The following is a 19636-nucleotide window of genomic DNA, read 5'->3' on the forward strand; positions in this document are numbered from 1 at the left end:
CGGTCCGCAGGTCATTTTCTTCTTATCCCGCAAGCAATAAGCGAGTGCCATCGAAAATGCCCCACGTCGAGGTCATTTCGCACTTTGAATCGCTTGCCTGGATTTTTGCTTTGCGTGTACGCTGGCCGCAAGGGCCCCCTTCCCTCTCGCAGCAATACCAAAAAACCACAACAACAATGGATCGCTCGAACCTGCGCCGCTATCTGATTGGATGGTTTCTGACTTTACTGCTGGCTGGCGTCGACTGGATATGGTTTTCAGCTACGGAATATGACGTGGAGGATGGGCTCGCAATGAGCACCATTCAGTCGGCGATTGGCCTTCTTCTCGTGTCGACATTCCTGTACGGCCTCAGTCGAATCAATCGGTACGCACCATTGACGGAGAAAATACGCCTTGGCGAAATCGCCAATGTGACATGCTGGGTCGTACTGCTCGCTTGTTTCATCGTCGCGTGCAATACGCTGCAGTACCTGTGCACAACCGTCAGCGCCCCACTGGTGGATGAAACGCTTCTGGCATTCGATCGAGCCCTCGGCTTCGAATGGCTGGCTTTCTATCGCTGGGTCCATTCCTATGAAACGCTGCGGCAAATCCTGGCAGCGGCTTATCTCAGTTTTTATATTCAGCTTCTGACCATACCGATTATTCTGGGGCTGACTCGCCACCATGCAGAGCTTTCTGAGTTTGTCCTGCTGATCATGTTGGCCGAGGCCCTACTCTTGATTATTTCGACCGCCGTGCCGGCTTCCAGTACTTTTGTCTATTTCGGCATCACGGCTCCCAACACTTCGGAAACGGTTTCCCATTTCCATTTGCTGCGAAACGGCTCGCTACAGATCATCAACCCCGTGCAGGGTCTGGTTTCGCTGCCCTCCTTTCATACGATGGTGGCCATTATCTGCACCTATGCGCTGCGACGATTGCCAACAGTCTTTCCCCTCGCCGTCATGCTCAACATCGTCATGATTGCTTCGACACCGACGCAGGGTGGTCATTACTTGGCGGATGTGCTGGCGGGCATTGCGTGCGGAGTCGCGGTCATTCTGATCTTCCGCAAGATGTCCGATCGCGCCATGCCGATCCGAGCAATGGTCCGGCGCCGCATCTGAGCGGCGAGAAGACGGTCAACCGTACCTTCCGGTTACCCGCGCGGGCATCGGCCGGGCCATGCATCACCCGGCAACACTGCGGCCGTCTGGCCCAAACCCTTTCTAATCAAGGCGTCCGATAGGGTTACTACGGTTACTAGGGTTACAATTGCCCCTTTCGTGCATGAAGCACGCGCAGGATCCGTGAGCCAACGCCGCGATCCGTGCTTGCTCGTCACTTCCCCGAATTCACTTCCGACTGTCATCGACTGGCGCCCACCACGCGACAAGCCGCGCGCCAGGCAGTCGTAAGCCATTGACTTCAAAGGTTTACCATGAGCCTCAAATGCGGCATCGTCGGCCTGCCCAACGTCGGCAAGTCCACGCTGTTCAACGCCCTGACCAAAGCAGGCATCGCCGCCGAGAACTATCCGTTCTGCACCATCGAACCCAATGTGGGCGTCGTGGAAGTGCCGGACCCGCGGCTGGCCAAGCTGGCCGAGATCGTGAAGCCCGAGCGCATCCTGCCGGCGACGGTCGAGTTCGTCGACATTGCCGGTCTGGTGGCTGGCGCGTCGAAGGGTGAAGGCCTGGGCAACCAGTTCCTGGCCAATATCCGCGAAACTGACGCCATCACCCACGTGGTGCGCTGCTTCGAGGACGACAACGTGATCCACGTCGCCGGCAAGGTCGATCCGCTGTCGGACATCGAAGTCATCAATACCGAACTCGCCCTGGCCGATCTGGCCACCGTGGAAAAGGCCCTGGCCCGCTACATCAAGCCAGCCCGCGCCGGCGACAAGGAAGCCCTGCGCCTGGTGGCCGTGCTCGAAAAGGCCCAGGCAGTGCTGGACCAAGCCAAGGCCGTGCGCACGCTGGACCTCGCGCCGGAAGAATGGGAAGCCCTGCGCCCGTTCTGCCTGATCACCGCCAAGCCGACCATGTACGTGGCCAACGTGCGTGAAGACGGTTTCGAGAACAACCCGCACCTGGACGCCGTGCGCGAGTACGCCAAGACCACCGGTTCGCCGGTCGTGGCCGTCTGCGCCGCCATCGAGGCTGAGATCGCGGATCTGGACGACGCCGACAAGGCCGAGTTCCTGGCCGACCTGGGCATGGAAGAGCCCGGCCTGGACCGCGTAATCCGCGCCGGCTTCAAGCTGCTTGGCCTGCAGACATACTTCACCGCTGGCGTGAAGGAAGTGCGCGCCTGGACCATCCATGTGGGCGACACTGCCCCGAAGGCCGCGGGCGTGATCCACACCGACTTCGAACGCGGCTTCATCCGCGCGCAGACGATCGCGTACGATGATTTCATCGCGTTCAAGGGCGAGCATGGTGCCAAGGAAGCCGGCAAGATGCGCGCCGAAGGCAAGGAATACGTGGTGCACGATGGCGACGTGATGAACTTCCTGTTCAACGTCTAAGCCATTCGGGACGCCTCCCGAGGTCCCGGACCATAAAAAACGCCCACAACCTCCAAGGTTGTGGGCGTTTTTGTTTCGGCCAGTTCCGCCGAAGGGTATCGACGTTACGAGCCGACTTGGAGCTGGCCGCCGCGACCCAGGCCGCCCTTCACATCCTGCGCCTTGTAGTTGCGCAGCGAGACGACCATGTTGTTGTAGGCGTCCATGAAGGCCGCCACGGTGGCCTTGCCCTCCGGCGTGCGCGAGAAGCGGACAGCAGGAACACCGCGCCAAACGTGAAGCAGGATCACGACGCGGCAGGCCGACGAGGCGCCCTTGCAGCGCCTCGCTCACTACATCGGCGCCAGCTTGTCGTCGCGCATTCCCACCAGCAGGGCCTGCCCGCTGGCATCCACCCGGAACTCGCCGAACCTCGCCTTCGAGAAGCGCTCGGCATGCCCTTCCTGGAAGAACCAGGCATCGGTCGATACCTGCACGTTCGACCGCCCCCAGCGCGACGCGACATTCTGCACGCGCAGCAATTGCTCGCCGGCAGCCAGCGCCTCGCCCTTGTGCAGGCGCACGAAGTGCCCCTCGTTGCTGGCGTCGCGGCGAATCACCACCAGTTCGTCACGGCGATTCTCGGTCTGATCCTGGCCATGCGCGGCCGACACTTCCATGCCGATGGCGAAATTCAGCGCCATGTAGTCGCCCTGCATCAGCGACCGTGGATCGACCGGCGCCAGCCGCAGATAGACCACATCGCCACGCGAGATCACGCGCTCCTTGCCGACGATGCCGGCCACAGCCACGGCGATGGTCAGCAGCCATCCAATCATGATCCAGCGTTTCATGCGATGGCCTCCTTGCGTGGCATACGGGTCAGCGCAAGCCGCGCGGCCAGCAGCAACACGCCAGCGGCGGCGAGCGTGACCGACTTGACGAGCAGCGTCCACTGCAGCGTGCTGTAGTACCAGATAAACCCGAGCAGAATCGCCGCGATGGCCAGCCCGATCCACGGCAACGACGCGCGCCGCAATGCCATGGCCAGCGCAAGCACGCCGGCCGTGACCGCCGGCGCCATCACCATCAGGCCGCTGAACGCCACAGCCAGCACCATCAGGCCGATACGAATACCGGCATCACAGCGAATGCGCGCGCCCTCGATCTGCGCGAAGCCAACCAGGCAGACGCCGACCAACACGCCGGGCACCCAGTTGCCGGGAGTCTGCAAATGCCTGATGCCATCGAACAGGAACTCGGACGGAAGCGCGGTTCCAGTGATGATTAGCGCCGAAGACAGGCCGAACACCAACGTGGCGTCGGCGGCGGGCTCCCAGAGCGCATGTGTCCCGCGTGCCGCAATGCGTGCCTCGTTCAACACGAAGACCATCACGGCAGCCATCGCCAGCACGCCCAGGAGGCCCACCGTGAGCGGCATCATCAGGAACGGATTCCGCATGGAGCCGCCCAGCGCGATATACAGCGCGATGGTCGCTGCCGACCAGCCGCCAGTCACCGCCACGAACCGATGCAGCCGGTTCGGCACGATCACGAACAGCACGGCTTCCAGCGCGGTCACACCCAGCCAGAACACAGCGGTCTGCGAAAGCCGATCGATGCCAAGGCTCTCGCCCACGCCAACGATCACCATGCCCTGTCCGCCCAGACTCGCGGCCAGCGCGAACTGGCCCAGCGCGATGCGCGCGCTGTCCTGACTGGTGGTGCGATACATCAGGATCGCCGCGCCAATCATCAGCAACCCGGTAATGGCGATAGCGGGGCCGTTGCCCCGCGTCACGGCGAACACGGAGCCCAGCAGGAACAATTGGGCGAACAGCGCGCCGAGCCAGCCCGCCGCGCCCATCAGCAGGCGAATCGGCCACGGCATGCGAAGCGCGGGCGTGAACTCGCCTTGCACGGCACCGCGAGCAGCAAGTTGCTGCCAGAGCAGGCGTTCGAATGGTTCGGTACTCATGCCGTCCTCCCGCTCTTTTCGCGCCATGCGCGCAGCAGCCACGTAGCAGCAACGACGGCCAGGCCGACCGTCAGCAGCGCGAGCAACAGGAACGATCCGAAGTCGCCATAGGCATCGATCAGCCAGCGGCCAACCGCCGAGATGATGACGCCGATGCCGGTCAGGCAAACCAGGCTCAGCACGACGATATCGAAAGCGCGCCAGCGGAACCACGCGCCAAGCGCGACCAGCGCCACCATGCAGATCAGCAGGCCGGAGCCTTCGACATGGCTGGTCAGCAGACTCATCAGCCCGACCCAGCCCGCGTAGGCGCAGGCCAGGATGCCGATCAGCCGGGGACCGGTGACACCCCGGAAGCCCCAGCTACCCGCGCGGGCGGCCAGCCCGTACCAGAGTGCTAGCTGGACCACCGCGGCACCCAGCAGGAACAGCATCGTTTCGCGCGCATGGTCCGCCGAGAACAGCAACTCGAACATGCCGCCCACGCCAAGTCGCACACTGCCATATCGCAGCAGCGCTACGTTCCCGACAACCAGCACGATCCACCAATGCGGCGCAGCCCGTGCGGCCAGCGCCCAGGGCAGCGCCAGCAGCGTCCAGAGCGCGAAGAGCTGCCAGGCATCGGCGCCGGTCTGGTAGGTCTGACCGATCACGGCCATCAGCACGCCGGACATGATCTGCGCGCCGCCCAACGCGGCGCGACCCGCCATATCGTCGGTCGGGCGCAACGAGGCAAAGCCCGCCAGCAGGGTCAGCAACGCCGCCAGCAGCCCGAACTTGGTGAATTTGTGGAGTGCCGCCCAATTGAAGGCGAAGAAGACGATCACGCCGGCGCATAGCAGCGCCGTCCCCAGTATCAGCAGCGCGCGGTCGAGCCAGCGGCGCCAGTCCATGCGATCGGGCAGCGTCGGCGCCCAGGCCGTGCTCAGATCCGCCGCATCGAGGCGACCCTGGGCACACCAGTCAGCAAGCGCCTGCTGCGCGGCGCGGCGATTTGAGAAGGTTTCCAAACCGTCGATCTCCCGAATGTCGGCATGGATCGCAATGTAACAAAAACGCGCTCGGCCAAAGCATCGCTGTCACCAATTGATGACCAATTGATATGCACGGCGCGCGGACCTTTCGCCCCCGTCGGCACACCGGTATGCTGGCGCTCTCTTCGTTTCCCGCGTTTTCCGCCCTGCCTGCCATGACCCTCGGCATTCTTGCCGCCCTGCACGATGAAGTCGACGGGCTGATCGCCGCCATGCGCCATGAGGACGCGCGCGCCACGAAGCGCACGATCGGGATGCGCGATTACTACAGCGGCACGCTGCACGGCCAGCCGGTGGTGCTGGTGCTGGCACGGATCGGCAAGGTGGCCGCGGCGGCCACGACGGTCACGCTGATCCGCGAGTTCGGTGTGAACGAGATCGTCTTCTCCGGCTTGGCCGGCGGTGTCGGCCCGGAGGTTCGGGTGGGCGATATCGTGGTGGCCGACCGCACCGTCCAGCATGATCTGGACGCCCGGCCACTGTTCCCGCGCCACGAAGTGCCGTTGCTCGCCCGGACCGAATTCCCGGCCGATCCCGGCCTCACCGGCGCTTTGCGCCAGGCCGCCGAGGACTTCCTTCGGCAAGATCTGGCCACTGAAGTCCCGGATGGCGTGCTGGCTCGCTTCGGGGTGCGCGATCCGCGCCTGCACGTGGGGATGATCGCCAGCGGCGACCAGTTCATCGGCTCGCCGGCGGCGGTCAGCGGATTGCGCGAGCAATTGCCGGCGCTGCAGGCCGTGGAAATGGAAGGCGCCGCCCTGGCGCAGATTTGCTACGAATATGGCGTGCCCTACGCGCTACTGCGAACGATCTCGGACCGGGCCGACGACACCGCGCATGTGGATTTTTCGTCATTTCTACGTGACGTCGCCAGTCACTACTCCGGGGCGATCCTGCGTCGATTCCTTGATGCAAAGGCTTGAATCCCGACAAAAATGCTCGGAGATTCCTGACTTTTTCGTCTGTTCACCCGTTACCGACGCGGACGCGCAACACCCCAGACACCCACGAGCACGGCCGCGCCGATGATCGCCGCACCCCAGCCAAGCAGTTGGCCATCGGTGAACAAATGCGCCGCGCGTCCGGTGTAGAAAGCGGCCAGCGCACCCGCCGCGCCCAGCAGTAGCGCGGCTGGCAGGCTGACGACGCGTCCGGACGGATGCATCTGCCGCCCCGCCAGTCCAACCACTGCGCCCACCACCGCCAAGCCGAGCATCCGCTTCCTCCGTGTCATTCGTGTCGTTTCGGCCACTTTCCGGCGGCCACGGCATAACAATACTGCAGGTGGAACAAATCGCCTCGATTCCTGCAACCTTGCAGCCGAGCGGTATAATGACCATCGCTTCCGGCGAAGTTCCGGATGGCACGCAAACCCCACAAATGCAACTGCTCGCGATCGGTATCAATCACACCACGGCACCCGTCTCGCTCCGCGAACGTGTGGCGTTTCCGCTTGAGCAGATCAAACCCGCGCTTGGCGCACTGCGCACCCACCTCTCGGGTCGCAACGGTACCGAAGCCGCCATTCTCTCCACCTGCAACCGCACCGAGATCTACTGCGCGACCGACGTGCTGAAGCCGGGCGAGGAAGGTTTCGAGCACACGCTGCGCTGGCTGGCGCAGCATCACAACGTCCCCGCTTCTGAATTGGCGCCGCACCTGTACGCGCTGCCCCAGTCGGAAGCCGTGCGCCATGCGTTTCGCGTGGCCAGCGGCCTGGACTCGATGGTGCTCGGCGAAACGCAGATCCTGGGGCAGTTGAAGGATGCGGTGCGCACCGCCGGTGAGGCCGGCGCGCTGGGCACGTACCTGAACCAGCTTTTCCAGCGCACGTTCGCGGTGGCCAAGGAAGTCCGCGGCCAGACCGAGATCGGCGCGCATTCAGTGTCGATGGCGGCCGCTGCGGTTCGCCTGGCGCAGCGCATTTTCGAGAGCGTCTCCACGCAGCGCGTGCTGTTCATCGGCGCCGGCGAGATGATCGAACTGTGCGCCACGCACTTCGCCGCGCAGACGCCGCGCCAGATCGTGGTGGCCAACCGTACCGTCGAACGCGGCGAAAAGCTGGCCGAACAGTTGTCCGAGCAGGGGCTGACCACCCAGGCGATCCGCCTGCAGGACCTTGGCGACCGTCTGCATGAATTCGACATCGTCGTCTCCTGCACCGCGAGTTCGCTGCCGATCATCGGCCTGGGCGCGGTCGAACGCGCGGTCAAGCGCCGCAAGCATCGCCCGATCATGATGGTCGATCTTGCCGTACCGCGTGACGTGGAGCCTGAAGTTGCACGCCTGGATGACGTGTTCCTGTACACCGTCGACGACCTTGGCGCCGTCGTGCGCGAAGGCAACGCGCTGCGTCAGGCTGCCGTGGCGCAGGCCGAGGCCATCATCGATTCCCGCGTGCTGAATTTCATGCACTGGCTGGAGACGCGCAGCGTCGTGCCCGTCATCCGCGAACTGCAATCGCAGGGCGAGGCGATCCGCCAGGCCGAAGTCGAACGCGCGCGCCGGATGCTGGCGCGCGGTGACGACCCCGCGGCCGTGCTCGAGGCGCTCTCTGGCGCGCTGACCCGCAAGTTCCTGCACGGCCCGACCCACGCGCTGAACCACACCCAGGGCGAGGACCGCGAGGCGCTGCTGCGCCTGGTGCCGGGCCTGTTCCGCCACAGCAGCCACTCCGAGCGCTAGCCGCTCCCCGCTTCAACGCTGGCGCACGCCAGCGTCCGGCATCCGCGTGTCGATCTGCGCGGCCCGCCAATGCCCCCCGCGACTCCGAATTCCTCCGCCAAGATGAAAGCCAGCATTTCCACCAAGCTCGACCAATTGGCCGAACGACTCGATGAAGTCAACGCCCTGCTCGCCCGCGAAGACGCGACGGCGAACATGGACCAGTACCGCAAACTGTCGCGCGAACATGCCGAGCTGTCGCCGGTGGCGGAGCAGTACGGCCAGTATCGCCAGGCCCAGGATGACCTGGCCACGGCGCAGGCGCTGCTTGACGACCCAGAGATGAAGGAGTTTGCGGCCGATGAAATCGACGCGGCCCGCGAGCGTCTCCAGTCACTCGAAAACTCGCTGCAGACCCTGTTGCTGCCGAAGGATCCGAACGACGACCGCAACCTGTTGCTCGAAATCCGCGCCGGCACTGGCGGCGAGGAAAGCGCGCTTTTCGCCGCCGACCTGCTCCGCATGTACACGCGTTATGCGGAACGTCGGCGCTGGCAGGTCGAGATCATGAGCGAGTCGCCCTCGGACCTTGGCGGTTACAAGGAAGTGATCGTCCGGATCGCTGGCGATGCCGCGTTTTCCCGGCTCAAGTTCGAGTCGGGTGGCCATCGCGTGCAGCGTGTGCCGGCCACCGAATCGCAGGGTCGCATCCATACGTCGGCCTGTACCGTGGCCGTCATGCCGGAAGCGGACGAGGTTGGGGAAGTCGAGATCAACCCATCGGATCTGCGCGTTGACACGTTCCGCGCGTCGGGCGCGGGCGGCCAGCACGTGAACAAGACTGACTCCGCCGTGCGCCTGACCCACCTGCCGACGGGCATCGTGGTCGAATGTCAGGACGACCGAAGCCAGCATCGCAACAAGGAAAAAGCGATGAAGGTGCTGGCCGCGCGCATCAAGGACATGCAGCTCCGCGCGGCGCAGGCCAAAGAGGCCAACACGCGCCGCAATCTGATCGGTTCTGGCGACCGCAGCGACCGCATCCGCACCTACAATTTCCCGCAAGGCCGGGTGACGGACCACCGTATCAACCTGACGCTCTACAAGATCGACATGATCATGGATGGCGACCTCGACGAGCTGATTTCCGCACTCTCCGCCGAGCACCAGGCCGACCAGTTGGCCGCCCTGGGTGAGGAATCCTGAATATGTAACTGAGGTAAATGCTTGAAACAGCACTAGCCGGGAAAGACGCACTGTCTATAATCGATTTCGACCAGACCACCCCGATGCGTCACTTTCAAGGCTCAAGGGTTCCGAAGTCTGGATGGAAGTTCACTCCTCCAACAGACATACAAGGATGAAATCATGAAAAAACTGCTCGCTCTGCTGATGATCACCGCCGCCCTGACCGCCTGCGGCAAGAAGGAAGAGGCTCCGCAAACGAATACCGACGCCGCGATGCAGAACGCAGCGGAATCGGCCAAGGCCGCCGCCAGCAGCGCAGCCGCCGCTGCATCGGATGCCGCGGATGCCGCCAAGGCTGCCGCCAGCGATGCCGCCGCCGATGTATCGGCTGCCGCCGAGAAGGCCAAGGCCGATGCCGGCAGCGCCATGTCCGCCGCCAAGGATGCAGCCAAGGACGCCGTCAACTCCACCGCCGACAAGGCCAAGGACGCCGTCAACAAGTAAATCCCCTACGTGATTCAGCGCGCGGTGGGGCCGGAATCGGCTTACACTAGGCGCTAATCACAAAATGCCGCGCAAAACCCCGTCGGGATGTTCCGACGGGGTTTTTTGCAAACTGGCGTACCGGTTCCCCAGATGGTCGAAGTCAGTAGTAAGCCGATGTCCCCGAGTCCTCAGGGCGCGCTGCCGCCCGCCCCCACGCTGCGCGAGGCGCTGACCCTCGCAGCCATCGCCGGCCTACCGGTGCTGGAGGCCCGCATGTTGCTCTCGCATGTGACGGGATTCACGCGCACGCAGCTGATCACGCGTGACAACGACCATCTGGACGCGCCAAAACGTGATGCATTTGCCACGTTGCTGGCCCGCCGGCTGACCGGGGAACCCATGGCCTATCTGATTGGAGAGCGTGAGTTCTTCGGCCGTACCTTCCGCGTCACCCCCGATGTGCTGATCCCTCGTCCAGATACCGAAGTGGCCGCCGAGGCATCGCTGGCGCGCATTGCCGACGTCAAGGCGCCACGCGTGCTGGACATGGGCACGGGCTCGGGCATCCTGGCCGTGACGATCGCCCGCGAGCGGCCCGACGCCGAAGTCTGGGCCACCGATATCTCCCGTGGCGCGCTGATGGTGGCCGAAGACAACGCCCGCGCGCTTCAGGCCGAGAACATCCGATTCCTGGTTTCCGACTGGTATGAGGACTTGCCGGTCGGATTGTGCTTCAACCTTATCGTCAGCAATCCGCCGTACATCGCGGAGGGTGACCCCCATCTGGTGGAAGGCGACCTGCGGTTCGAGCCGATCGACGCGCTGACCGATCATGAAGACGGTCTGAGCGACCTGGCCACCATCGTGGCGGGCGCCACCGCGCGGTTGCTGCCGGGCGGCTGGCTGCTGATGGAACACGGTTACGACCAGGGCGCCGCCATGCGCGCGCAGCTGGCCGAGGCGGGCTTTGTCGAGGTCTTCACCACGCGCGATCTGGCCGGGCTCGAGCGCTGCAGCGGTGGCCGCCTGCGCGGTTGATTTCCAGCCCGAATACCCCTACCTGAAGGCAGGGCCCGAATCCGGTAAAATCCGGACCGCTCCCCCCATTTCAGCGGTGCCAGCCTGGCGCCGCGCGCAACCAGAACGCATATCAATCATGAGTGACGTACAGCAGAAGATCGACCAGATCGTGAAGGGCAGCCCCGTGGTCCTGTTCATGAAGGGCACCGCGCAATTTCCGATGTGCGGTTTCTCGGGCCGGGCCATCCAGATCCTGAAGGCATGTGGCGTAGACGCCCCGACCACGGTCAACGTGCTCGAAGACGAAGGGATCCGCCAGGGCATCAAGGAATACGCCAACTGGCCGACGATTCCGCAGCTCTATGTGAACGGCGAGTTCATCGGCGGTTCGGACATCATGATGGAGATGTACCAGAACGGCGAACTGCAATCGCTGCTGAAGGCTTGATGGCCTGACGGCCTTCGCGCTCCAGCACATCATGCCTGTGACCAACGGCCGCGCGCCGCAACGGCTGATCATCGCCATCACGGGCGCGACGGGCGCCATCTACGGCGTCCGGCTCCTGCAAGCGCTCCAGGGGGTGGCCGATGTGGAAACGCATCTGCTGATGTCGCCCGCCGGCGTGATGAACCTGCAGCACGAACTCGACATGGGCCGCGCCGAAGTGGAAGCGCTGGCCGATGTGGTTCACAACGTGCGCGACATCGGCGCGACGATCGCCAGCGGTTCCTTCCGCGCCAACGCGATGATCGTGGCGCCCTGCTCGATGCGCACCCTCGCGGCAATCGCCCACGGCCTTTCCGACAACCTCATCACGCGCGCGGCGGACGTCACGCTCAAGGAGCGGCGCAAGCTGGTGCTGATGGTGCGGGAAACACCGCTAAATCTGGCGCATCTGCGCAATATGACCGCGGTGACGGAAATGGGTGGGATCGTGTTCCCGCCGGTGCCCGGGTTCTACCAGAAGCCACAGACAATCGACGAACTGGTCGACCACACGGTCGGACGAGTACTCGACCTGGTCGATCTGCGCGAGATCGGCGAAAAGCTCGCGCCCGGCTGGGGTGGGCTGAACAACAGCGCGGAAGATTGAAGCGCTGACGCCAGCCACGTACACCCCTCTCCCGATGGTGGACGAGGGATGTGCCCGCCATTCGCCTTACCAGTGGTAATAGCGACGGCCGTAGTAGCCGTAGTAACCGCCATACGGCCGCACCACCACGGCAGGCGGACCCACATAGACCGGCGCGGGGGCCACAGCGATCGGCGCCGGTGCCACGGCTGGTCCGTACGGCGTGGGGTACACCGCGCAACCGCCAAGCATGGCTGCGCCAGCCACTGCCAAACCCATCAATATTTTTTTCATTTCCGCGTCCTTGTAGTGATGCTGCTACCTGCAAGAACGTTATACGGGTGGGTCTGGTAATACAGCGTCAAGCTGCTGTAACCCTTGTTACGATTCGCAACGTATTCGCGCATGTATATACGTGCGCTTTACTCACACATCCGCACATATATCCGATCAAACGTCGAAGCGGATACCCTGTGCCAGCGGCAACGCATCGCCATAGTTGATGGTGTTCGTGGCACGCCGCATGTAGCCCTTCCACGCATCCGAGCCTGATTCCCGACCACCGCCGGTCGCCTTTTCGCCGCCAAAGGCGCCGCCGATTTCCGCGCCACTGGTGCCGATATTGACGTTGGCGATGCCGCAATCGCTGCCCGCCGATGACAGAAACCGCTCGGCTTCCCGCAACGACTCGGTGAAGATGCACGACGACAGCCCGTGCGACGCTGCGTTATTGAGCGCGATGGCCTCATCCAGCGAGGTGTATGGCATCAGATAGAGAATCGGCGCGAACGTCTCGGTCAGCATCGTGTCGTGCTGCGCGTCGGTCAGTACCAGCGCGGGCCGCACGTAGCAGGCATGGGGATAGCGGTCGCCAAGCAGACGCTCTCCGCCGTGCACGACGTTCCCTTGGGCACGGCAACTCGCCAGCGCATTGGCCATCGTATCGCCCGCCGCATGATCGATCAGCGGCCCCACCAACGTGCCGTCTTCCAACGGATCGCCAACCGGCAGCCGGGCGAACACCTGTCGCAGCCGATTGGTGACGGTCTCGATCAGATCGGCATGGACAAAGGCGCGCCGCAACGTGGTGCATCGCTGCCCGGCGGTGCCCGCCGCCGCAAACGTCATCGCGCGAATCGTCATTTCAAGCTCGGCCGATGGCGTGACGATCGCCGCGTTGTTGCCGCCGAGTTCGAGAATCGCCCGCTTGAAATGCGCGGCACAGGCCATGCCGACTTCGCGGCCCATGCGCGTCGATCCGGTCGCGCTCATCAAGCGCACGGCCGGATGCTGCACGAGGTGCTCGCCAAGCTGGCGGCCGCCGGTCAGCACGCAGCTGAGCCCGTCGAACTGTGGCGCGTGGCGTTCGAATACGCGATCGAGCAATCCCTGCGCGGCCAGCGCGCAAAGCGGTGTCTTTTCCGACGGCTTCCACACCACGCCGTTGCCGCAGACCAGCGCCAGCGCGGCATTCCACGCCCACACGGCCACCGGAAAATTGAAGGCCGAGATCACGCCGCACAGGCCATACGGATGCCAGGTTTCGCGCATCGCGTGCGCGGGCCGCTCCGAGGCGATCGTCAGTCCGTGCAACTGGCGCGACAGCCCTACCGCGAAGTCGCAGATATCGATCATCTCCTGCACTTCGCCAAGGCCTTCCTGCAGGATCTTGCCGGACTCCAGCGAGACCAGTCGCCCGAGCGCATCCTTGTTTGCGCGCAGCGCCTCGCCAAAGCGCCGCACCACCTCGCCCCGCGCTGGCGCGGGCGTCAGCGCCCAGGTGGTCTGGGCCGCATGGGCGCGCGCGATCCGCGCGTTGGCCAGCGCGGCATCACACATCGCAAGCTGGCCGAACACCTCGCCGTCGATCGGCGAACGCACGGCCAGCACGCCTGGCGCGGCGCCTTCGGCTGGCGTCCACGGTGGCGGCAGGTCCATGGCCTGCCAGCAAGCTGCGATCTCTTGCGCTTTCATGCGAGCGTCTCCTGTAGCGGATGATGCGAGTAGTGCTGGCCGAAGCGGTTGGCCAGGAACCGGTCGAGCGGCATGGCTTCCTGCGGCACGAACCCGGCCTGCGGCAGCACGCCCGTGGCCACAAGGTCGAGCGCCGTGCAGATGCCCGCCGCCGTGGTCAGCTGGATCGCGTTGACGTGGCCAATCCCGGCAAAGTCCGCCATGCCGCCGATGCGCGCGGAGAACGATGCCTGCGTGAGCGGTCCACGCTTGCCTTCGCCCCTCACGCCGGGCGGATGCCCGGTGGCGCTGGCAAAGACGATCACCACGTCCTGCTCGGTAACCGGAATCGCGTGCTCGAAGATCTCGCGCAGCCACTCGCGCCGTTCGCGCAGCCGCAGGTCATTCAGCAGCAGTTTCATCTGCGCGCAGTGCCCGGGGTAGCGGATCGACTTGTAGTCGACTTGCCGCGCATGGCCTGCCAGGGTGTCTGGCAAAGTGCCCAGCCCTCCAGATGTATTAAAGGCCTCGTATTCGACGCCGTCCAGTGCGAAGGTCTCATGCCCTTCCAGCGCGGGCAGTTCCACGCGCCGACCGTCGACGATGGCTTCGCACGGGTTGCAGTACTCGTTGATCAGCCCCTCGGTACTCCACGTCAGGTTGTACTTGAGTGCGTTGCTCGGATAGCGCGGCAGCGCGCCCACGCGCATCCGCAAATCGAGAAGTTCGCCGCCGCCGCGCAGGAAGCGCTGCGCGAGGTCGTGGCCGACCACGCCGATGAAACCCGGCGCGAGCCCACACTGGGGCATCAGCACGGCACGCGCACTCCGCCCCAGTTCGCGAATCACCCGGGTGGCGGCCACGTCCTCGGTCAGATCGAAGTAGTGCACGCCAAGCCGCGCTGCCACTTTTGCCACGTTGACGGCGGCATGGAACGGCAGCGCATTGAGCACCGCATCAGCGCCGGCCAGCAGCGCCGCGCAGGTGCCGGGTTCGGTTGGATCGCCCGCGCGCACGGCGATCTGGCGCGGCATGCCGTCGAGCCGGTGCGCGTCGTGATCGACCAGGCAGACGCGGTAGTCGCCCGAGGCGGCCAGCATCGCGGCAATCACACGGCCGATCTTGCCAGCGCCGAGCACCACCACGGATAGCGGCCGTGGAGCCAGGGTCAGGTCGCGCACGGCGGCGGGACCAAGCGTTGAGGGTTGCATGGCGGGCTCCGTCAGAAGGTCATGGAAAGCATTCGTTGTGACTGAAGTATGGGCAGCAACGCGCACGTTTTGTAGCCACAAGATTGACGAAAGCCCGGCATAATCCGACGTATCGACGTTTAATACTGACGAATCGTCAGAGCGAGCCATGGCGGAACTCGACCAGACCGATCGGCACCTGCTGGCCCTGCTGCAGGCCAACGCACGCGAGAGCGCTGCAAACCTGGCGCGCGCGCTTGGCATCGCCCGTACCACCGTGGTGGCGCGCATCGCGCGCCTGGAGAAGATCGGCGTGATAGCCGGCTACGGCGTGCGGCTGGGCCGCCAGATGGAGGACAACGCGATCCTGGCGTTCTGCGGGCTCTCCGTGCAGCCCAAGGCATCCCCTGCCGTGGTGCGCGCATTGCAACGCTTCCCGGAAATCGAGGAACTCAATTCGGTCAGCGGCCCGGTGGACTACATGGCGGTGATCCGCTGCGACTCGCATGCGCGGCTCGACAAACTGCTCGATGAAATCGGGATGCTCGATGGCGTCAATCACACCCAGACGTCGATCGTGCTGGCGCGGAAGATCGACCGGCGACGGGCCGCTGGCTAGGCGAAGCTGGCCAACCGGCCCTGCCGGGCGCCTACCGCGCTGCTGCACTATCCTCTACGTACTCAAGAGCGGAGACCAATATGAACAATGACATTCGCGTTGCCGTCGGTGGTGTCACCGGCTGGGCCGGTGGCGAGTTGGCACGCGGCGTGGCACATGCCGCCGACATGACACTGGTGGCGGGCCTGTCGCGTGGCGCGGCGGGACAGGCACTGGCGAAACTGACGGGGCACGCCGACACTCCGGGCATTGCCGTGGCCAGCATCGAGGAACTAAACCAGACGCCTTACGACGTCTACGTCGAATACACCAAGCCGACCATCGCAAAGCACAACATCCTGCAGGCGCTGGCGCGCGGCGCGCACGTCGTGGTGGGCACCTCTGGGCTGACGGACGACGACTACGTGGAAATCGACGCCGCCGCGCGCAAGGCAGATCGTGGCGTGCTGGCTTGCGGCAATTTCGCGATCACGGTGGTGCTGCTGCAGAAGTTTGCCGAAATGGCCGCGCGCCATCTGGAGCACTGGGAAATCATTGACTACGCCAAGGCTGGCAAGGTCGACGTGCCGTCGGGCACGGTGCGCGAACTCGCATTCCGGCTCGGCCAGGTCAAGGCCGCCGCGCAGGTGGTGCCGATCGACGAGGTCAACGGCCCGAAGGAAACGCGCGGCGCGACGATGTCGGGCACGCAGGTGCACGCGGTGCGGCTGCCCGGCTACCAGCTCGGCGTGGAGGTGATCTTCGGCGCCGATGGCCAGCGCCTGCACCTGAAGCACGAAGCCGGCGATGGCTCGAAGCCGTACGTGTCCGGTGGACTGCTGGCGATCCGCAAGGTCCACACCGTGCGCGGCGTGGTCCGCGGACTCGACAAGGTGATGGAAGGGCTCTGACGAGCCCAACGACTCCGGACGCCTTACCAGCTGCCGGGGTTCACCGGTTTGACGGGCGCCTTCTTCTCCGCCTTCTCCTTCTCGGCCTTCTCGGCTTTCTCGGTCCCCTTGCCGGGCTTCGCCGCCGCGTCTGACGCCGGTGGCGCGAGCGATTTGGCCACCGCGGCATCGCGGTTGGCCATCAGCGCGCGCGCCTGCGGCAGCAGCAGTTCGATCGTGCCTTCGGACGGGTCCTCCGGAATCGCGTACAGCTCGACCGTCAGCGGGCGATGCATCCAGCCCGCGTGAATGGTCTTCACCGCATTGCCGGCCTTGTCCTTCATGTCGACCATTTCCTTGCGGAACGGCTTGCCGTAGCGCGCGGAGAGCGACTGCTCGGCGGCATCCTGCGACTTGATGCCATCGGTCGGCACCATCACGCCCACCAGCGCATTGCCGTCGACGAATGCCAGCAGGTGCGGGCCATCCATGAATACCGGACGCTTGTCGCGCGGCACGCCAATCTGGCGCATGGTGCCGTCGCCGCGCAGCTCGACGCATAGCGCTGTCACGTCCTTGCCATCCGGCGTGCGGTGATCGGCACAATCCGGCAGCGCGGGCAGCGGGTTGCCGATCTCGAGCGTGCCAAGGATCTGGGCCAGCGCGTCAGTCCCGGTGGGGGCCGGCGCGGCAGCTACGGCAGGCGTGGCGGGTTTCGCGGGTGTTGCGGGTGCGGCATGGGCGACGGACGTCGCCAGCAGGCTGGCGAGCGCCAGCCCGGCAAGAGGCAATCTCAAAACTCACTCCTGAAAACGGCTCCGCGTTGGAGTCGGCCCCGCGCCGAGGGTTCAAACCCGTCCACCGGAGTGACGTCTGGTCGACAGATTGGCCGAGGCGGCTAGCGGAGCATGTGCTTCACGGCGTTGAAGCATACCAGCGCGAGGCCGATCAGCACCGCCCACAGGATCAGGCGCGGTATCGGGCTAGGTGGAAGCTGGCGCGACGGGGTGCGCTGCATGACGGGCATGCGCATACGGGAGTTGGTCTGCAATCCGCGCGTGTGCCAGATGGTGGTGTCCGCACCAAGGTCCACCGCCCGGGGTGTTTCGCGCCGAGGCTGGCTGCCCGGCGCCCCGGCTTGCGTGCTGTTATTGGTACTGGTACTGGTACTGGTACTGGTCGAAGCCTTGCTGGTGGATCTGCTGGTCGAGCGCGTGCCGACTGGTCGTTGCGTGGCCATCCCCTGCTCCCCGATTGCATCGATTGCCGACGTATCAGTGTGCCGCCGGTACACACGCGTGGCCGCCGGTCTGCAGCCCCCGGTCCACGCGCGGCACATGTTAAGACAAAGTGGCCGTGTCCGCCACAGCGGCTCCACCGTGCCACCACTGCGCCTTTCCTCTGGCAGCGGTGGCAACCACGCGTCACGCGGACGCTGACGCTGACTTCCGGCCGATCGACATTGCCTCGCGGCGGAAGGCGTGGCCCATGTGGTGATAGAACGGATGCGGGTTGAACTGGCGCGACAGGAACGACGCCAGCAGCGACGCCGCAAGCAGGTAGATCGTCAGATCCTGCGTGCGGGTCATCTCCATCACGATCACGCTGGCGGTGATCGGCGCCTGCGTGGCGGCGGCCAGGAATGCGGCCATCGACACCAGCGCCAGCACGCGCGGCTCGGTCGCGCCCGAGAGGAAATGGGACACGGTGTCGCCGATGCCCGCGCCGATGGCCAGCGAGGGGGTAAAGATGCCACCAGGGATGCCCGCGAAATACGACACCACGGTGGCAACGAACTTCGCCAGCCCGAACCAGATCGTGCTGTGTGGCGTGCCGTTGATCAGGCCAGATGCCTGCTCATAGCCCGTGCCGAACGTCGCGCCAGCGGTTGCCCAGCCGAGCGCGGCCACGATCAGGCCGCAGAAGAACGCCACCATGACCGGATGCGCGTTCAGCCAGCCGCGCCACGATGACGGTGTCAGGCCCGGCACCCCCGCGATCAGCAGCTTGGCGAACAGCCCGCCCATCACGCCGTTGACCACGGCGCAGAGCAGCACCGGCCCCCAGGCGTCGTGCAGCACCAGCATCGGCACCTTGACGCTGAAGTACGGATTGTTGCCGAGCACTGCCAGCGACAGAAAGCCTGCCGTCAGCACGCCGGATAGCACCAGCCTGTCCCAACGCACCGACGTTCCACGGCCCAATTCCTCGATCGCGAACACCACCCCGGCCAGCGGCGTGTTGAATGCCGCGGCAAGACCACCGGCCGCACCGGCCGCGATCAGCGCGTTCGGATGAAATCCGATGCGAAACTGGAGCTTCTCGTGACACAAGCGGCCCCAGGCCAGCATGGCAGCGGCGCCGACCTGAACCGATGGCCCTTCACGGCCCACCGAGGCGCCGGCGAGCAATGCGCCGGTCGTCAGCAACACCTTCCACATGGATTGCCGGAACGAGACCAGCACGGTCTGCGCAACGCCCGCAGGCGGCAGCGTCACGGCGGCGATCACCTGCGGAATGCCGCTGCCGCGCGCCTGCGGCGCCAGCCGAATGGTCAGCCAGCGCAATGCGGCCAGCCCGAACGGCAGGATCACGAACGCCAGCCACGGCGTGGCCGTCGTCAGCTTCGCGTTCCAGTTCAGCGCCACTTCGGCGATATAGGCAAAGACGATCGAGAACAACGCCACGAAGCCCGCGCCGCACATGAACGCACCATAGCGAATGGTGGTGCGCGAAATTCGGCCAAACTGACGTGTCTTGCGGAATGCGGTGCTGCGCGCGTGCAAGCGCAACTTGCTCAGGCGGTCGGGCTGGTCCGGGTGTCGCGTGGATGCGGAATCTGGGGGCTTGCCGGCACCAGAAGGCGACGTGGCTTTGGTGGGATCGGAGGAACCGGAAGAGTTGGACGAATCGGGCGGCTCGGCGGAATCGGTCATGGCGTCGATGCGTGAGCGTTGGCAGCGGGGGAAGATGACAGAGGCTACCGGAGGCATCCAGCGCCTCCGGCAGCCCTCAACTATACGCCCGTCGCTCCCGCTGTCCCCCAGGATTCAGGCTAAGAGGCG

22 protein-coding genes are annotated in these 19636 nt (G+C 64.9%); 11 read left to right on the plus strand and 11 right to left on the minus strand.

The annotated features are described in order from the left end of the window. The first annotated feature begins 56 nt into the window (after positions 1-56). Together WD006_RS23725 and ychF are read left to right on the plus strand one after the other, a co-directional pair. Positions 57-1112 carry a phosphatase PAP2 family protein gene (locus WD006_RS23725; RefSeq protein WP_080710376.1) on the plus strand — a complete coding sequence of 352 codons (1056 nt, stop codon included), beginning with the start codon at positions 57-59 and terminating at the stop codon, positions 1110-1112. A 314-nt stretch (positions 1113-1426) separates the two neighbouring features. After that, positions 1427-2518 carry a redox-regulated ATPase YchF gene (gene ychF, locus WD006_RS23730; RefSeq protein WP_011517674.1) on the plus strand — a complete coding sequence of 364 codons (1092 nt, stop codon included), beginning with the start codon at positions 1427-1429 and terminating at the stop codon, positions 2516-2518. A gap of 104 nt (positions 2519-2622) precedes the next feature. On the opposite strand, the gene WD006_RS23735 is transcribed toward ychF, so the two are convergent. Genes WD006_RS23735 through WD006_RS23750 form a run of 4 tightly spaced genes read right to left on the minus strand, consistent with a single transcriptional unit; the run spans position 2623 to position 5485 of the window. Further along, the gene (locus WD006_RS23735) at positions 2623-2808 is read right to left on the minus strand and encodes a hypothetical protein (RefSeq protein WP_011517675.1); all 186 of its coding nucleotides are present in this window, start codon (positions 2806-2808) and stop codon (positions 2623-2625) included. 42 nt (positions 2809-2850) lie between these two features. Then, the gene (locus WD006_RS23740) at positions 2851-3351 is read right to left on the minus strand and encodes a GDYXXLXY domain-containing protein (RefSeq protein ID WP_011517676.1); all 501 of its coding nucleotides are present in this window, start codon (positions 3349-3351) and stop codon (positions 2851-2853) included. Further along, on the minus strand, positions 3348-4475 hold the full coding sequence (locus WD006_RS23745) for a DUF4401 domain-containing protein (RefSeq protein WP_011517677.1): 1128 nt from the start codon (positions 4473-4475) through the stop codon (positions 3348-3350). The genes WD006_RS23740 and WD006_RS23745 overlap by 4 nt, the downstream gene beginning before the upstream one ends. Then, positions 4472-5485, minus strand: a complete 1014-nt coding sequence (locus tag WD006_RS23750) for a DUF2157 domain-containing protein (RefSeq protein ID WP_011517678.1) — start codon at positions 5483-5485, stop codon at positions 4472-4474. Before WD006_RS23750 ends, WD006_RS23745 begins: the two co-directional genes overlap by 4 nt. 179 nt (positions 5486-5664) lie before the next feature. On the opposite strand from WD006_RS23750, the gene WD006_RS23755 reads away from it, so the two are divergent. Beyond that, positions 5665-6432 (plus strand): 5'-methylthioadenosine/adenosylhomocysteine nucleosidase, encoded by a 768-nt coding sequence (locus WD006_RS23755; RefSeq protein ID WP_029308600.1) that lies wholly within the window; start codon positions 5665-5667, stop codon positions 6430-6432. A 50-nt stretch (positions 6433-6482) separates the two neighbouring features. Here the strand turns inward: WD006_RS23755 and WD006_RS23760 are convergent, their stop codons facing one another. Next, the gene (locus tag WD006_RS23760) at positions 6483-6743 is read right to left on the minus strand and encodes a hypothetical protein (protein WP_375199112.1); all 261 of its coding nucleotides are present in this window, start codon (positions 6741-6743) and stop codon (positions 6483-6485) included. A 146-nt stretch (positions 6744-6889) separates the two neighbouring features. Here WD006_RS23760 and hemA point away from each other — a divergent pair, with 146 nt between their 5' ends. From hemA to WD006_RS23790, 6 genes are all read left to right on the plus strand, one after another. After that, on the plus strand, positions 6890-8194 hold the full coding sequence (gene hemA, locus WD006_RS23765; protein WP_029308601.1) for a glutamyl-tRNA reductase: 1305 nt from the start codon (positions 6890-6892) through the stop codon (positions 8192-8194). A gap of 102 nt (positions 8195-8296) precedes the next feature. Continuing rightward, positions 8297-9379 carry a peptide chain release factor 1 gene (prfA, locus tag WD006_RS23770; protein ID WP_029308602.1) on the plus strand — a complete coding sequence of 361 codons (1083 nt, stop codon included), beginning with the start codon at positions 8297-8299 and terminating at the stop codon, positions 9377-9379. Positions 9380-9541: 162 nt separating this feature from the next. Next, the gene (locus tag WD006_RS23775) at positions 9542-9865 is read left to right on the plus strand and encodes a hypothetical protein (protein ID WP_011517683.1); all 324 of its coding nucleotides are present in this window, start codon (positions 9542-9544) and stop codon (positions 9863-9865) included. A 156-nt stretch (positions 9866-10021) separates the two neighbouring features. Next, positions 10022-10885, plus strand: coding sequence for a peptide chain release factor N(5)-glutamine methyltransferase (gene prmC, locus WD006_RS23780; protein ID WP_029308603.1), 864 nt, complete (start codon positions 10022-10024; stop codon positions 10883-10885). Between the two features lie 118 nt (positions 10886-11003). Further along, a complete protein-coding gene (gene grxD / locus WD006_RS23785; protein ID WP_008650878.1) occupies positions 11004-11315 on the plus strand; it encodes a Grx4 family monothiol glutaredoxin in 312 nt (103 codons plus the stop codon). Between the two features lie 31 nt (positions 11316-11346). After that, positions 11347-11961: a UbiX family flavin prenyltransferase gene (locus WD006_RS23790; RefSeq protein ID WP_011517686.1), complete on the plus strand. Its 615-nt coding sequence runs from the start codon at positions 11347-11349 to the stop codon at positions 11959-11961. Positions 11962-12027: 66 nt separating this feature from the next. Here the strand turns inward: WD006_RS23790 and WD006_RS23795 are convergent, their stop codons facing one another. The 3 genes from WD006_RS23795 to WD006_RS23805 form a co-directional block, all read right to left on the minus strand. Beyond that, positions 12028-12219, minus strand: a complete 192-nt coding sequence (locus WD006_RS23795) for a hypothetical protein (protein WP_008650882.1) — start codon at positions 12217-12219, stop codon at positions 12028-12030. Between the two features lie 171 nt (positions 12220-12390). Further along, the gene (locus WD006_RS23800) at positions 12391-13914 is read right to left on the minus strand and encodes an L-piperidine-6-carboxylate dehydrogenase (RefSeq protein WP_011517688.1); all 1524 of its coding nucleotides are present in this window, start codon (positions 13912-13914) and stop codon (positions 12391-12393) included. After that, a complete protein-coding gene (locus WD006_RS23805) occupies positions 13911-15104 on the minus strand; it encodes a saccharopine dehydrogenase C-terminal domain-containing protein (protein WP_011517689.1) in 1194 nt (397 codons plus the stop codon). The genes WD006_RS23800 and WD006_RS23805 overlap by 4 nt, the downstream gene beginning before the upstream one ends. 148 nt (positions 15105-15252) lie before the next feature. On the opposite strand from WD006_RS23805, the gene WD006_RS23810 reads away from it, so the two are divergent. Next, the gene (locus tag WD006_RS23810) at positions 15253-15702 is read left to right on the plus strand and encodes an Lrp/AsnC family transcriptional regulator (RefSeq protein ID WP_008643127.1); all 450 of its coding nucleotides are present in this window, start codon (positions 15253-15255) and stop codon (positions 15700-15702) included. An 80-nt stretch (positions 15703-15782) separates the two neighbouring features. Next, positions 15783-16592 (plus strand): 4-hydroxy-tetrahydrodipicolinate reductase, encoded by an 810-nt coding sequence (gene dapB, locus WD006_RS23815; RefSeq protein WP_011517690.1) that lies wholly within the window; start codon positions 15783-15785, stop codon positions 16590-16592. A gap of 23 nt (positions 16593-16615) precedes the next feature. Here dapB and WD006_RS23820 read toward each other — a convergent pair whose 3' ends face one another. The 3 genes from WD006_RS23820 to WD006_RS23830 all read right to left on the minus strand — a co-directional run bounded on the left by WD006_RS23820 (position 16616) and on the right by WD006_RS23830 (position 19507). After that, the gene (locus tag WD006_RS23820; RefSeq protein WP_011517691.1) at positions 16616-17368 is read right to left on the minus strand and encodes a hypothetical protein; all 753 of its coding nucleotides are present in this window, start codon (positions 17366-17368) and stop codon (positions 16616-16618) included. 101 nt (positions 17369-17469) lie between these two features. After that, positions 17470-17811 (minus strand): hypothetical protein, encoded by a 342-nt coding sequence (locus WD006_RS23825; protein WP_011517692.1) that lies wholly within the window; start codon positions 17809-17811, stop codon positions 17470-17472. Positions 17812-17995: 184 nt separating this feature from the next. Next, entirely contained in the window at positions 17996-19507 is a 1512-nt protein-coding gene (locus WD006_RS23830) for a chloride channel protein (RefSeq protein WP_375199111.1), read from the minus strand. Between the last annotated feature and the right edge of the window lie 129 nt (positions 19508-19636).

This window comes from Cupriavidus sp. Met-2, from assembly GCF_049843575.1.
Taxonomy (GTDB): domain Bacteria; phylum Pseudomonadota; class Gammaproteobacteria; order Burkholderiales; family Burkholderiaceae; genus Cupriavidus; species Cupriavidus metallidurans.

Coding starts and splice junctions, on each gene's coding strand:
- WD006_RS23825 (WP_011517692.1), bottom strand. CDS start 17,811: ATGGCCACGCAACGACCAGTCGGCACGCGCTCGACCAGCAGATCCACC.
- WD006_RS23725 (WP_080710376.1), top strand. CDS start 57: ATGCCCCACGTCGAGGTCATTTCGCACTTTGAATCGCTTGCCTGGATT.
- WD006_RS23805 (WP_011517689.1), bottom strand. CDS start 15,104: ATGCAACCCTCAACGCTTGGTCCCGCCGCCGTGCGCGACCTGACCCTG.
- dapB (WP_011517690.1), top strand. CDS start 15,783: ATGAACAATGACATTCGCGTTGCCGTCGGTGGTGTCACCGGCTGGGCC.
- WD006_RS23795 (WP_008650882.1), bottom strand. CDS start 12,219: ATGGGTTTGGCAGTGGCTGGCGCAGCCATGCTTGGCGGTTGCGCGGTG.
- prfA (WP_029308602.1), top strand. CDS start 8,297: ATGAAAGCCAGCATTTCCACCAAGCTCGACCAATTGGCCGAACGACTC.
- WD006_RS23745 (WP_011517677.1), bottom strand. CDS start 4,475: ATGAGTACCGAACCATTCGAACGCCTGCTCTGGCAGCAACTTGCTGCT.
- grxD (WP_008650878.1), top strand. CDS start 11,004: ATGAGTGACGTACAGCAGAAGATCGACCAGATCGTGAAGGGCAGCCCC.
- WD006_RS23800 (WP_011517688.1), bottom strand. CDS start 13,914: ATGAAAGCGCAAGAGATCGCAGCTTGCTGGCAGGCCATGGACCTGCCG.
- WD006_RS23790 (WP_011517686.1), top strand. CDS start 11,347: ATGCCTGTGACCAACGGCCGCGCGCCGCAACGGCTGATCATCGCCATC.
- WD006_RS23760 (WP_375199112.1), bottom strand. CDS start 6,743: ATGACACGGAGGAAGCGGATGCTCGGCTTGGCGGTGGTGGGCGCAGTG.
- WD006_RS23830 (WP_375199111.1), bottom strand. CDS start 19,507: ATGACCGATTCCGCCGAGCCGCCCGATTCGTCCAACTCTTCCGGTTCC.
- WD006_RS23775 (WP_011517683.1), top strand. CDS start 9,542: ATGAAAAAACTGCTCGCTCTGCTGATGATCACCGCCGCCCTGACCGCC.
- hemA (WP_029308601.1), top strand. CDS start 6,890: ATGCAACTGCTCGCGATCGGTATCAATCACACCACGGCACCCGTCTCG.
- ychF (WP_011517674.1), top strand. CDS start 1,427: ATGAGCCTCAAATGCGGCATCGTCGGCCTGCCCAACGTCGGCAAGTCC.
- WD006_RS23755 (WP_029308600.1), top strand. CDS start 5,665: ATGACCCTCGGCATTCTTGCCGCCCTGCACGATGAAGTCGACGGGCTG.
- WD006_RS23740 (WP_011517676.1), bottom strand. CDS start 3,351: ATGAAACGCTGGATCATGATTGGATGGCTGCTGACCATCGCCGTGGCT.
- prmC (WP_029308603.1), top strand. CDS start 10,022: ATGTCCCCGAGTCCTCAGGGCGCGCTGCCGCCCGCCCCCACGCTGCGC.
- WD006_RS23810 (WP_008643127.1), top strand. CDS start 15,253: ATGGCGGAACTCGACCAGACCGATCGGCACCTGCTGGCCCTGCTGCAG.